The 11,728-nt window shown below is 61.1% G+C and carries 10 protein-coding genes; 9 read left to right on the top strand and 1 reads right to left on the bottom strand.

The features are described from left to right. Positions 1-143: 143 nt before the first annotated feature. From C4J83_RS27435 to trpE, 6 genes are all read left to right on the top strand, one after another. Entirely contained in the window at positions 144-1,376 is a 1,233-nt protein-coding gene (locus C4J83_RS27435; protein ID WP_106575508.1) for an ABC transporter permease, read from the top strand. Positions 1,377-1,388: 12 nt separating this feature from the next. After that, positions 1,389-2,213 carry an ABC transporter permease gene (locus C4J83_RS27430; RefSeq protein WP_028618151.1) on the top strand — a complete coding sequence of 275 codons (825 nt, stop codon included), beginning with the start codon at positions 1,389-1,391 and terminating at the stop codon, positions 2,211-2,213. A gap of 215 nt (positions 2,214-2,428) precedes the next feature. Then, positions 2,429-3,577, top strand: a complete 1,149-nt coding sequence (locus tag C4J83_RS27425; RefSeq protein ID WP_106575507.1) for an iron-containing alcohol dehydrogenase — start codon at positions 2,429-2,431, stop codon at positions 3,575-3,577. A gap of 84 nt (positions 3,578-3,661) precedes the next feature. After that, a complete protein-coding gene (gene rpe, locus C4J83_RS27420; protein ID WP_106575506.1) occupies positions 3,662-4,336 on the top strand; it encodes a ribulose-phosphate 3-epimerase in 675 nt (224 codons plus the stop codon). Continuing rightward, entirely contained in the window at positions 4,333-5,151 is an 819-nt protein-coding gene (locus C4J83_RS27415) for a phosphoglycolate phosphatase (protein WP_106575505.1), read from the top strand. The genes rpe and C4J83_RS27415 overlap by 4 nt, the downstream gene beginning before the upstream one ends. A 68-nt stretch (positions 5,152-5,219) precedes the next feature. After that, entirely contained in the window at positions 5,220-6,701 is a 1,482-nt protein-coding gene (trpE, locus tag C4J83_RS27410) for an anthranilate synthase component I (RefSeq protein WP_106575504.1), read from the top strand. 136 nt (positions 6,702-6,837) lie between these two features. Here trpE and estP read toward each other — a convergent pair whose 3' ends face one another. Further along, on the bottom strand, positions 6,838-8,760 hold the full coding sequence (estP, locus tag C4J83_RS27405; RefSeq protein WP_124418582.1) for an esterase EstP: 1,923 nt from the start codon (positions 8,758-8,760) through the stop codon (positions 6,838-6,840). Between the two features lie 422 nt (positions 8,761-9,182). Between estP and C4J83_RS27400 the strand changes: the two genes are divergently transcribed. Genes C4J83_RS27400 through trpC form a run of 3 tightly spaced genes read left to right on the top strand, consistent with a single transcriptional unit; the run spans position 9,183 to position 11,668 of the window. After that, positions 9,183-9,776, top strand: coding sequence for an aminodeoxychorismate/anthranilate synthase component II (locus C4J83_RS27400; RefSeq protein WP_124418581.1), 594 nt, complete (start codon positions 9,183-9,185; stop codon positions 9,774-9,776). A 9-nt stretch (positions 9,777-9,785) separates the two neighbouring features. Beyond that, the gene (trpD, locus tag C4J83_RS27395) at positions 9,786-10,835 is read left to right on the top strand and encodes an anthranilate phosphoribosyltransferase (protein WP_106575502.1); all 1,050 of its coding nucleotides are present in this window, start codon (positions 9,786-9,788) and stop codon (positions 10,833-10,835) included. Next, positions 10,832-11,668: an indole-3-glycerol phosphate synthase TrpC gene (gene trpC / locus C4J83_RS27390; RefSeq protein WP_106575501.1), complete on the top strand. Its 837-nt coding sequence runs from the start codon at positions 10,832-10,834 to the stop codon at positions 11,666-11,668. The genes trpD and trpC overlap by 4 nt, the downstream gene beginning before the upstream one ends. Positions 11,669-11,728: the final 60 nt, after the last annotated feature.

Here is an 11,728-nt window from a genome sequence, read left to right as displayed (position 1 = left end):
CTCGCGAATGCAGTGTGACAGTCAACACTTGAGGCGACTGATCCACCGCATTCGCGAGCAAGCCCGCTCCCACACAAGCCCGTTCCCATGTGAGATTCGCTGTGTTGGGCAGAGTGCTTTCATTTCAAGTTCCGGAGTTTGCCATGGTTATCGCCATTCCCAGCCCCACCCTCAAGCAGCGCCTGGCGCGTGCCGAGCGGCTCAACCGCTGGAAGGCCCAGGCCTTGATTGCGCCGCTGGTGCTGTTTTTGCTGCTGGTGTTTCTGGTGCCGATTGTTGCGCTGCTCTACAAGAGCGTCGGCAACCCGGAAGTGGTAGGCGGTTTGCCGCGTACCGTGGTGGCGGTCAAGACCTGGGACGGTCGTGGTCTGCCGGGTGAGCCGGTCTACCAGGCGCTCAGCGAAGACCTGGGCGAAGCGCGCAAAAACCAGACCTTGGGCGATCTGTCCAAACGCTTGAACATGGAACTGGCCGGCTACCGTAGCCTGCTGACCAAAACCGCGCGGGCGCTGCCTTTTACCGAAGCGCCTGGCTCTTATAAAGAAGCGCTGGAAGGCCTCGACGAACGCTGGGGCGATCCGGCGTACTGGCAGGCGATCCGGCGCAACACCAGCAGCCTTACGCCGTACTACCTGCTGGCGGCGGTCGATCACCGCATTGACGACCTCGGCGAAGTGGCCCCGGCCACGCCTGATCAGGCGATCTACCTGGACATCTTTGCCCGCACGTTCTGGATGGGCCTGGTGATCACCTTTGTCTGCCTGCTGCTGGCGTATCCATTGGCCTACCTGCTGGCCAACCTGCCGGCTCGTAAAAGCAACCTGCTGATGATCCTGGTGCTGTTGCCGTTCTGGACCTCGATTCTGGTGCGGGTGGCGGCGTGGATCGTGTTGCTGCAGTCCGGCGGGCTGATCAACAGCGCACTCATGGGCATGGGCCTGATCGATCAGCCTTTGGAGTTGGTGTTCAACCGCACCGGGGTGTACATCTCGATGGTGCACATCCTGTTGCCGTTCATGATTCTGCCGATCTACAGCGTGATGAAAGGCATCTCGCCCACCTACATGCGCGCGGCGATTTCTCTGGGTTGCCACCCGTTCGCCAGCTTCTGGCGCGTGTACTTCCCGCAGACCTACGCCGGGGTGGGCGCCGGTTGCCTGCTGGTGTTCATCCTGGCGATTGGTTACTACATCACCCCGGCGCTGCTCGGCAGCCCGAACGACCAGATGGTCAGCTACTTCGTCGCGTTCTACACCAACACCAGCATCAACTGGGGCATGGCCACGGCCTTGGGCGGTTTGTTGCTGCTGGCGACTGTGGTGCTGTACCTGATCTATAACCGGTTGGTGGGCGCCAGTCGCCTGCGCCTGAGCTGAGGAGACCTTGCGATGCTGAGCCCTTATATGTCACCGGTGGAGCGGGTGTGGTTCTACAGCTTGCGGATCCTGTGCGGCTTGATCCTGCTGTTTCTGATTTTGCCGGTGTTGGTGATTATCCCGCTGTCGTTCAACAGCGGCAGTTTCCTGGTGTACCCGCTGCAAGGCTTCTCGCTGCACTGGTATCAGGATTTCTTCGCCTCGGCCGAATGGATGCGCGCGCTGAAGAACAGCATCATCGTCGCCCCGGCCGCCACGGTGCTGGCCATGGTCTTCGGCACGCTGGCGGCGATTGGCCTGACGCGCGGCAATTTCCCCGGCAAGGCGCTGGTGATGGCCCTGGTGATTTCGCCGATGGTGGTGCCGGTGGTGATCATCGGTGTGGCCAGTTACTTGTTCTTTGCGCCGTTGGGGCTGGGCAACAGCTTCTTCTCGTTGATTGTGGTGCACGCGGTGCTGGGCGTGCCGTTTGTGATCATTACCGTGTCGGCGACGTTGCAGGGCTTCAACCATAACCTGGTGCGGGCGGCGGCCAGCCTGGGCGCTTCGCCGCTGACCGCGTTCCGCCGGGTCACCTTGCCGCTGATCGCGCCGGGGGTTATTTCCGGGGCGCTGTTTGCCTTTTCCACCTCGTTTGACGAGGTCGTAGTGACGCTGTTTCTTGCCGGCCCTGAGCAAGCGACCTTGCCGCGGCAGATGTTCAGCGGCATCCGCGAAAACCTCAGCCCGACGATTGCTGCAGCGGCCACGCTGTTGATTGCCTTCTCGGTGCTGCTGTTGCTGACGCTTGAATGGCTGCGCGGCCGTAGCGAAAAACTGCGTACCGCCCAGGTCTAAAGCCCAGAGGAGATCAAAATGTGGGAGCGGGCTTGCTCGCGAATGCGGTCGATCAGTAACACATACACTGACTGACCTACCGCATTCGCGAGCAAGCCCGCTCCCACATTGGTTATGTGTTGAGTCGGGAATAACCATTCAGACCCTGAATGCTAGGCAACCCAAAATACCCAGCTACTCTTGTGCCAGCCCATCATTAATAAGAGGCCGCGCACATGAGTACTTCCTCATTCAAGATCGCCCACAAACTGCTGACCGGCGCTGGCGCCATCGAACAGCTGGCCTTTGAGCTCACGCGCCTGGATGTGGATAACCCGCTGATTGTCACCGACGCCGCGCTGGTCAAGTCCGGCACCGTGGCGCTGGCGCTCGAACACGTGGGCGAGCGTACCTATGAAATTTTCGACCGCGTGCTGCCCGACCCGGAAATCGCCATCGTCGAAGACTGCATGCGCGTGTACCGCGAAGGCGGGCATGACGGCTTGATCGGCGTGGGCGGTGGCAGTGCCATCGACATTGCCAAGAGCGTCGCGGCCTATGCCGGTTATCACGGCGCGCTGGCGGATTTGTTCGGCGTCGACCAGGTGCCGCGCAAAGGCCCGCCGCTGATTGCCATCCCGACCACGGCCGGCACCGGCTCGGAGGTGACCAATGTGGCGATCCTCTCCGACAAGGCGGCACAGTTGAAAAAGGGCATCGTCAGCGATTACTTGCTGCCGGATGTCGCGCTGATCAGCCCGCAAATGACCCTCACGTGCCCGCGCAGTGTCACCGCCGCCAGTGGCGTGGATGCGTTGGTGCATGCCATCGAATCCTACCTGTCGCTGAATGCCTCGCCGATCACCGACGCCCTGGCGATTGGCGCGATCAAGCTGATCGCCAACGCGCTGCCCAAAGCCTACGCCAACCCGGCCAATCTGCAGGCCCGCGACGACATGGCCACCGCCAGCCTGATGGCCGGCATGGCCTTCGGCAATGCCGGGGTCGGCGCCGTGCACGCCCTGGCGTACCCGCTGGGCGGGCGTTTCAATATCGCCCACGGCGTGAGCAACGCGCTGTTGCTGCCCTATGTGATGCACTGGAACAAATTGGCGTGTGTGGAGCGCATGCAGGACATTGCCCAGGCCATGGGCGTGAATGTCAGCAGCTTGAGTGTCAACGATGCCGCCGACCAGGCCGTCGAGGCAATGACGCGACTGTGCGCTGCAGTGGAGATCCCGGCAGGCCTGCGCAGCTTCGGGGTTCCCGAGGACGCGATCCCTGCCATGGCCACGGAAGCAGCGGGCATTGAACGCTTGATGCGCAACAACCCGCGCAAGCTCAGCGCGGCGGATATCGAGAAAATCTACCGAGCGGCTTACTAACCGTTGAGTTAGGTCACGGTGCGCGCAGCAAAGCATGAGGTATACAATGCGCGCCATCGTGATTTAGCTCAAAAAAGGTGCGTCATGCAGCCCTTCGTTATCGCTCCATCGATTCTCTCCGCCGATTTCGCCCGCCTGGGTGAAGAAGTGGACAAGGTGTTGGCCGCCGGCGCCGACTTCGTGCACTTCGATGTCATGGACAATCACTACGTGCCCAACCTGACCATCGGCCCGATGGTCTGCGCGGCGCTGCGCAAGTACGGCATCACCGCGCCAATCGATGCGCACCTGATGGTCAGCCCGGTGGACCGCATTGTCGGTGACTTCATCGAGGCCGGCGCGACTTACATCACCTTCCACCCGGAAGCCACGCTGCATGTCGATCGCACCCTGCAACTGATCCGCGAAGGCGGCTGCAAGGCAGGCCTGGTGTTCAACCCGGCCACTCCGCTGAGCGTGCTCGAGTACGTGATGGACAAGGTCGACATGGTCTTGCTGATGAGCGTCAACCCAGGCTTTGGCGGGCAGAAATTCATTCCCGGCACCCTGAACAAACTGCGTGAAGCCCGCGCGCTGATCGATGCGTCGGGCCGTGACATCCGCCTGGAAATCGACGGTGGGGTCAACGTCAACAATATCCGTGAAATCGCTGCCGCCGGCGCCGACACCTTTGTGGCCGGTTCGGCGATCTTCAATGCGCCGGACTACCAGGCCGTCATCGACACGATGCGTGCCGAACTGGCGCTGGCGCGTCCATGAGCGGCTTTGAGCAGCTGTTCCCCGGCAAGCTGCCACGGCTGGTGATGTTCGATCTGGACGGTACCTTGATCGACTCGGTGCCGGACCTGGCAGCGGCGGTGGACCAGATGCTGCTCAAGCTGGGGCGCAAGCCTGCAGGGATCGAGTCGGTACGCATGTGGGTCGGCAACGGCGCGCAGATGCTGGTGCGCCGGGCCTTGGCCAACAACATCGATGCCGAAGGTGTCGATGATGTGGAGGCTGAGCACGCCCTGGAATTGTTCAACGCGGCCTATGAAAACGGCCACGAGCTGAGTGTGGTTTACCCCGGCGTACGCGACACGCTCAAGTGGCTGCACAAGCAGGGCGTGGAAATGGCCCTGATCACCAACAAACCGGAGCGTTTTGTCGCGCCGTTGTTGGATCACATGAAGATCGGCCGTTACTTCCGCTGGATCATCGGTGGCGATACGTTGCCGCAGAAGAAACCCGACCCGGCGGCGCTGTTCTTCGTGATGAAAATGGCCAATATCCCGGCCTCCCAGTCGTTGTTTGTCGGTGACTCGCGCAGTGATGTGCTGGCCGCCAAAGCTGCGGGCGTGCAGTGTGTGGCGCTCAGTTACGGCTATAACCATGGCCGACCGATTGCCGAAGAAGCGCCGGCGCTGGTGATTGATGACCTGCGTCTGTTAATCCCCGGTTGCTTGGGAGCGGGCGCTGAGATAACGTTGCCCGACATCGAATCAACCCCTTCTGGAAACCCCATCGTGGTGGTCACTCGCAAACTCTGGATGAAAGTCATCAAGGCCCTGGCCCGCTGGCGTTGGCGCGCCTGACTGATCCTGGCCGCGCTGCGGCACGTTTGCACACCTGACCGTTTGACCCTCAAGCCACGAGGCACCTCATGATCCGCGAAGAATTCCTGCGTTTGGCCGCTGCCGGCTATAACCGTATCCCGTTGGCCTGCGAAACCCTGGCCGACTTCGATACGCCGCTGTCGATCTACCTGAAACTGGCCGACGAGCCCAACTCCTACCTGCTGGAATCGGTACAAGGCGGGGAGAAGTGGGGCCGTTACTCGATCATCGGCCTGCCGTGCCGCACGGTGCTGCGGGTGCACGACCATCATGTGAGCATCACGCTCGATGGCGTCGAGATCGAAAGCCACGACGTTGAAGACCCGCTGGCCTTCGTCGAAGCCTTCAAGGCGCGCTACAACGTGCCGACCATCGCCGGCCTGCCACGCTTCAACGGCGGCCTGGTGGGCTACTTCGGCTACGACTGCGTGCGCTACGTGGAAAAACGCCTGGGCAAATGCCCGAACCCGGACCCGCTGGGCGTGCCGGACATTCTGCTGATGGTCTCCGACGCGGTGGTGGTGTTCGACAACCTCGCCGGCAAAATGCACGCGATTGTGCTGGCGGATCCTTCCCAGGCCGATGCCTTCGAGCAAGGCCAGGCCAGCCTTGAAGCCTTGCTGGAAAAACTGCGCCAGCCGATCACCCCGCGCCGTGGCCTGGACCTCAGCCGTCCACCGGCTGCCGACCCGGTGTTCCGCTCCAGCTTTACTCAGGATGACTATGAGCGCGCGGTGGATACCATCAAGGAATACATCCTCGCCGGTGACTGCATGCAGGTAGTGCCGTCGCAACGCATGTCCATCGACTTCAAGGCCGCACCGATTGACCTGTACCGCGCGCTGCGTTGCTTCAACCCGACGCCGTACATGTACTTTTTCAACTTCGGCGACTTCCACGTGGTGGGCAGTTCGCCGGAAGTGCTGGTGCGCGTCGAAGACAACCTCATCACCGTGCGCCCGATTGCCGGCACACGCCCACGCGGCGCGACCGAAGAGGCCGACCTGGCGCTGGAAGAAGACCTGCTGAGCGACGACAAGGAAATCGCCGAGCACTTGATGCTCATCGATCTGGGCCGCAATGACACCGGCCGCGTCTCGGAAATCGGCTCGGTAAAGCTCACCGAGAAGATGGTCATCGAGCGCTATTCCAACGTGATGCACATTGTCTCCAACGTTACCGGCGAGCTGAAGGAAGGCCTGACCGCCATGGACGCGCTGCGCGCGATTCTGCCAGCGGGCACCTTGTCGGGCGCGCCGAAGATTCGCGCGATGGAGATCATCGACGAACTCGAACCAGTCAAACGTGGTGTGTACGGCGGCGCCGTGGGGTATTTCGCCTGGAACGGCAACATGGACACCGCGATTGCGATTCGTACGGCGGTGATCAAGGACGGTGAGCTGCATGTACAGGCGGGTGGCGGGATTGTGGCCGACTCGGTGCCGGCGCTGGAATGGGAAGAAACCCTGAACAAGCGCCGTGCGATGTTCCGGGCGGTGGCGTTGGCTGAGCAAACCCCGCAGAACTAAAGCCAGATGTAGATCCAACTGTGGGAGCGGGCTTGCTCGCGAAGGCAGAGTGTCAGTCACTGGATGTGTCGCTGATACACCGCCTTCGCGAGCAAGCCCGCTCCCACATTGGTTTTTCGCTGATCTTACAAGCAGTTTAGAAATCCAGACTCACCCCCACACTCACCCCTTGCTGGGTCAAATTGTCATCCTTGCTCACGTTATACGCCGCCCGTAACGCCAGCTCCTGGGTCAGCTTGTGGCTGACGCCCAGACTCAAGCGATCCGAATTGCTGCGTGGCGTGTAGCCGTCCAGCTTGAAATCGATCCCTGGCACGCTGTTGAGCGACATCTTCACTCTCTGCGTGTCGTTTTCGAACTCATGCTCGTGGGCCACTTCGCCAAACACCTGGGTTTGCGGCGTGACGCGATAGCTGCCCTGCAAGCCGACGCCCAGACGCTTGGAGTCGCGTTGTTGATCGTCAAAGGTCAGTGCGGTGGAGCGGCTGTCCTTTTCCGAATAGCCATCGACCTCGACCCGCGCATAGTCGGCGCTGACGAACGGTGACAGGTGCCAGTCGCTGCCGGCGCCGGCAATGTCGTAACCCACGCGGCCGCTGAGGGCCCAGAGCCAGCCGTCGGTGTCGCCTTTTTCGGAGCCTTCGCTGACGCCCAGGGCGAACTTGCGCTTGAGGCTGTCGAAGTCCAGTTTGCCGCCGGTCAACGCCGCGTCCGCCCACCAATGGTTTTGCTGGTATTGGGCGAAAGCGGTGCCCATGTAGCTGTTGAGCTTGTAGTCCGAATCGCTGGCGCCGGCTTCAAGCGTCTGCCGATACAGGCCGGCTGCCACGCCTACGCGCCAGTTTTCGTCGAGCCGGTAGCTGCCCCCGACATTCAGGTTGTAGCCACTGCCGTCGCCGCTGGCCGAGCTGTTTTGATCATCGAAGTTCAGGCGCTGGCCGCCACCGGCCACGATGGCACGCCATTGGCCGACGGCTTGCCACTTGCCGTTGTCCGCCTGCCATTGGTTGCGCAGTTCGTCCTGATGGGCGCGCAACGTGCCTTGGGCCATCTCCGGCAGCAAGGTCAGTTCCCACGGCGCCGCAAGCAGTGAATAGGCGTAGTCGGCGATCAAGCGTTGCCCGGCGATGGTGGGGTGAACCGAGTCGTTGTAGATCAGCTTGGTCGGGTCCGGGCTGGTGCCGCCAATGCCGTAGGTCGGGTTGGCGGTGCAGCTGTTACCGCTGAAACAGGTACCGGTGAGGTTTTGTCCGGTCGCCAGGCCAAAGCGGGCCGGGTTGGCGAAGGCTTCATTGAGCAGCAGCGGAATATTCAACGGGATGATCTGCGCATCGATCTGAGACAGGCGCTGCACCAGTGACTGGTTGAAGAGGTTGCTCAGGGCCGAACTCGACGCCTGCAGCGGCGTGCCGTTGATGGCTGGAGTCAGGCCCAGGTCGGGCAGCATCCACACCATGATGTAGCGCGCGCCGGCCTGTTGCAGCACTTGGGCACTGTCGGCCAGGCGCCCGCCGGCGGCAACAGCCTGGCCTGGGCTGAGGACGCGGCCCTGCAGGAAGTCATTGCCGCCACCGGACAGGAAATACAGCGCATTGGGGTCGGCTCGCCCGCCGTTTGCCGGCAGATAACCCTGGCGACTGCGCAACACCGTACCGCCACCGGGGTTGCCAGGCGGAATCGCCGCGTTGGAGACCGAGGTAATGGAATCCAGGATGTTGTCGGTACGGTAGCCGCCGACTGCCCAGTTGTTGCCGTCGGGCAAGCCTTGCGCCGCGCGAACCGGCGAGGTGGAGGCATTCAGGTCGTTTGGCGCAACACCTAGCCGGGAACCGAGCAAAGTCGACGAAACCAAGCCGTAATCGCCCTGGAAGGTCGGGCCGGTGCGGTTGGTAAAGCGTAGCGTGGCGCCATTGGAGCCATCCGGGAACTGACCGGCATCGGCCAGGCTGTCGCCGAAAACGACCATGGTTGAATACGGTGAGGAGGCTGCGAACGCCTGCGCGCAGGCCAGTGATAAGAGGCAGCCGGCAAGCGGTGCGAAAAACGGAGGTCTGAACATGCAAAATTCCATTTAGTTGTTTTTGTATCGGAAGCGAAACACTAGCAATGTAGTGAGGGTTCTCTGTGAAGAAAACAGTTTTTTCCTATAAAGATTTCGTCGTGTTTACCCCGTATTCGCGGCTCCATATTGCACCGCTGGCGAGGCTACGTTACTGTGCCTGAACGTATGAATGAGACCCTCCCCGTGTTGATCATCAGCAAACTCTTGATGCGAGTAGTCAAGGCACACGCCCGTTGGCGTTGGCGCGCCTGACATTTTTCTCTGCCGGCTTGGCCGGACCTGTACCGATTTGCCTTCTTCACCCGTTGTTTTGACGCCACTTGCCGGCTAACCCTGGCAACCGGAACGTGCGTCTGGCAGCGGGTCACTCTCGGAAGGCGGTCATTCGAAATCAGTGAATTCAAGAGGTTTGAACCCACATGTTGCTGATGATTGATAACTACGACTCCTTTACCTACAACGTTGTGCAGTACCTGGGCGAGCTCGGTGCCGAGGTCAAGGTCGTGCGCAACGATGAACTGACGGTCGCCGAAATCGCCGCCCTGAACCCGGAGCGCATCGTGGTTTCGCCAGGCCCTTGCACGCCGACCGAAGCCGGTGTGTCCCTGGAAGCAATCAAATATTTCGCTGGCAAGTTGCCGATCCTGGGCGTGTGCCTGGGCCACCAGTCCATTGGCCAGGCCTTTGGCGGTGATGTGGTTCGCGCGCGCCAGGTGATGCATGGCAAAACCAGCCTGGTGTTCCATAAAGACCTGGGCGTATTCCACGGCCTGAACCTGCCGGTAACGGTCACCCGCTACCACTCGCTGGTGGTCAAGCGTGAGACCCTGCCCGAGTGCCTGGAGCTGACCGCCTGGACCCAGCTGGAAGACGGTTCGGTCGATGAGATCATGGGCCTGCGCCACAAGACACTGAATATCGAAGGGGTGCAATTTCACCCCGAGTCGATCCTGACCGAGCAGGGCTACGAGCTGTTCGCTAACTTTCTCAAGCAGAGCGGCGGCACGCGCTAAGGACTTTCCATGGATATCAAGACTGCCCTGAGCCGTATCGTCGGCCATCTGGACCTGAGCACCGCTGAAATGAGCGATGTGATGCGCGAGATCATGACCGGCCAATGCACCGACGCGCAGATCGGCGCGTTCATGATGGCGATGCGCATGAAGAGCGAAAGCATCGACGAAATCGTCGGCGCTGTGTCGGTGATGCGTGAGCTGGCCGACAAGGTCGAACTCAAGACCCTCGACGGCGTGGTCGATGTGGTCGGCACTGGCGGTGACGGTGCGAATATCTTCAACGTGTCGACGGCTTCCTCCTTTGTGGTCGCGGCGGCCGGTTGCACCGTGGCCAAGCACGGTAACCGCGCGGTGTCTGGCAAGAGCGGCAGTGCCGACTTGCTGGAAGCGGCCGGGATCTACCTGAACCTGACGCCGGTACAAGTGGCGCGCTGCATCGACAGCGTCGGCATTGGCTTCATGTTTGCTCAATCCCACCACGGTGCGATGAAACACGCCGCCGGCCCGCGCAAGGACCTTGGCCTGCGCACCCTGTTCAACATGCTCGGCCCGCTTACGAATCCGGCCGGTGTGAAACATCAGGTGGTGGGTGTGTTCAGTCAGGCGCTGTGCCGCCCCTTGGCCGAGGTGTTGCAACGCCTGGGCAGCAAGCACGTGCTGGTGGTGCATTCCAAAGACGGTTTGGACGAGTTCAGCCTGGCAGCCCCGACCTTTGTGGCGGAACTGAAGAACGACCAAGTCACCGAGTACTGGGTCGAGCCCGAAGACCTGGGCATGAAAAGCCAGAGCCTGCATGGCCTGTCGGTGGAAAGCCCGGCCGCCTCGCTTGAATTGATTCGGGATGCCCTGGGGCGTCGCAAAACGGAAAACGGCCAGAAAGCTGCCGAAATGATCGTGCTCAATGCCGGCGCGGCACTGTATGCCGCCGATCACGCCTACAGTCTCAAAGAGGGCGTGGCCCTCGCACATGATGCATTGCACACCGGGCTCGCTCGCGAGAAGCTCGAAGAACTGGGTGCCTTTACTGCGGTGTTCAAGATGGAGAATGAAGGATGAGTGTTCCGACCGTTCTGGAAAAAATCCTGGCCCGCAAGGCTGAAGAAGTCGCCGAGCGTCGCGCCCGCGTCAGCCTGGCCGAGTTGGAAGCTCAAGCGAAGATCGCCGACGCGCCGCGTGGTTTTGCCAATGCCCTGATAAAGCAGGCCAAGGACAAGCAGCCCGCGGTCATTGCCGAGATCAAAAAAGCCTCACCCAGCAAGGGCGTGATTCGCGAGCTCTTTATTCCTGAAGAGATTGCCAAGAGCTACGAGAAGGGCGGCGCGACCTGCCTGTCGGTCCTGACCGACATCGACTACTTCCAGGGCTGCGACCTGTTCCTGCAACAGGCCCGCGCGGCGTGCAAGTTGCCGGTGATCCGCAAAGACTTCATGGTTGACCCATACCAAATCGTCGAAGCCCGTGCCTTGGGCGCCGACTGCGTGCTGCTGATCGTCTCTGCACTGGATGACGTGAAGATGGCCGAGTTGGCAGCCGTGGCCAAAAGTGTTGGCCTTGATGTGCTGGTGGAAGTCCACGATGGCGATGAGCTGGAGCGTGCACTGAAAACCCTCGATACACCGTTGGTGGGGGTCAATAACCGCAACCTGCACACTTTTGAAGTCAGCCTGGAAAACACGCTGGACCTGTTGCCGCGAATTCCGCGCGACCGTCTGGTGATCACCGAGAGTGGCATCGTTAACCGCGCCGATGTGGAACTGATGGAAATCAGCGGTGTGTACTCGTTCCTGGTGGGCGAAACCTTTATGCGCGCCGAGAACCCGGGGGCGGAACTGCAGCGTTTGTTCTTCCCTGAGCGTGGCGTGGCGGTCAGCGGCTCCACATTAGACTGATTTGGATTGCGGTCAACAATGTGGGAGCGGGCCAGCTCCCACATTAGTTTTGTGTCTATT

Source organism: Pseudomonas sp. LBUM920 (assembly GCF_003852315.1).
Classification (GTDB): domain Bacteria; phylum Pseudomonadota; class Gammaproteobacteria; order Pseudomonadales; family Pseudomonadaceae; genus Aquipseudomonas.
The sequence above is the reverse complement of the archived record's forward strand: the minus strand, read 5'-3'. Positions and strand labels throughout refer to the sequence as shown.

Excerpts from the sequence above, each read along its gene's own strand:
- estP (WP_124418582.1), bottom strand. The coding sequence starts at position 8,760 with ATGTTCAGACCTCCGTTTTTCGCACCGCTTGCCGGCTGCCTCTTATCA.
- C4J83_RS27435 (WP_106575508.1), top strand. The coding sequence starts at position 144 with ATGGTTATCGCCATTCCCAGCCCCACCCTCAAGCAGCGCCTGGCGCGT.
- C4J83_RS27430 (WP_028618151.1), top strand. The coding sequence starts at position 1,389 with ATGCTGAGCCCTTATATGTCACCGGTGGAGCGGGTGTGGTTCTACAGC.
- C4J83_RS27400 (WP_124418581.1), top strand. The coding sequence starts at position 9,183 with ATGTTGCTGATGATTGATAACTACGACTCCTTTACCTACAACGTTGTG.
- C4J83_RS27425 (WP_106575507.1), top strand. The coding sequence starts at position 2,429 with ATGAGTACTTCCTCATTCAAGATCGCCCACAAACTGCTGACCGGCGCT.
- trpE (WP_106575504.1), top strand. The coding sequence starts at position 5,220 with ATGATCCGCGAAGAATTCCTGCGTTTGGCCGCTGCCGGCTATAACCGT.
- C4J83_RS27415 (WP_106575505.1), top strand. The coding sequence starts at position 4,333 with ATGAGCGGCTTTGAGCAGCTGTTCCCCGGCAAGCTGCCACGGCTGGTG.
- rpe (WP_106575506.1), top strand. The coding sequence starts at position 3,662 with ATGCAGCCCTTCGTTATCGCTCCATCGATTCTCTCCGCCGATTTCGCC.
- trpD (WP_106575502.1), top strand. The coding sequence starts at position 9,786 with ATGGATATCAAGACTGCCCTGAGCCGTATCGTCGGCCATCTGGACCTG.
- trpC (WP_106575501.1), top strand. The coding sequence starts at position 10,832 with ATGAGTGTTCCGACCGTTCTGGAAAAAATCCTGGCCCGCAAGGCTGAA.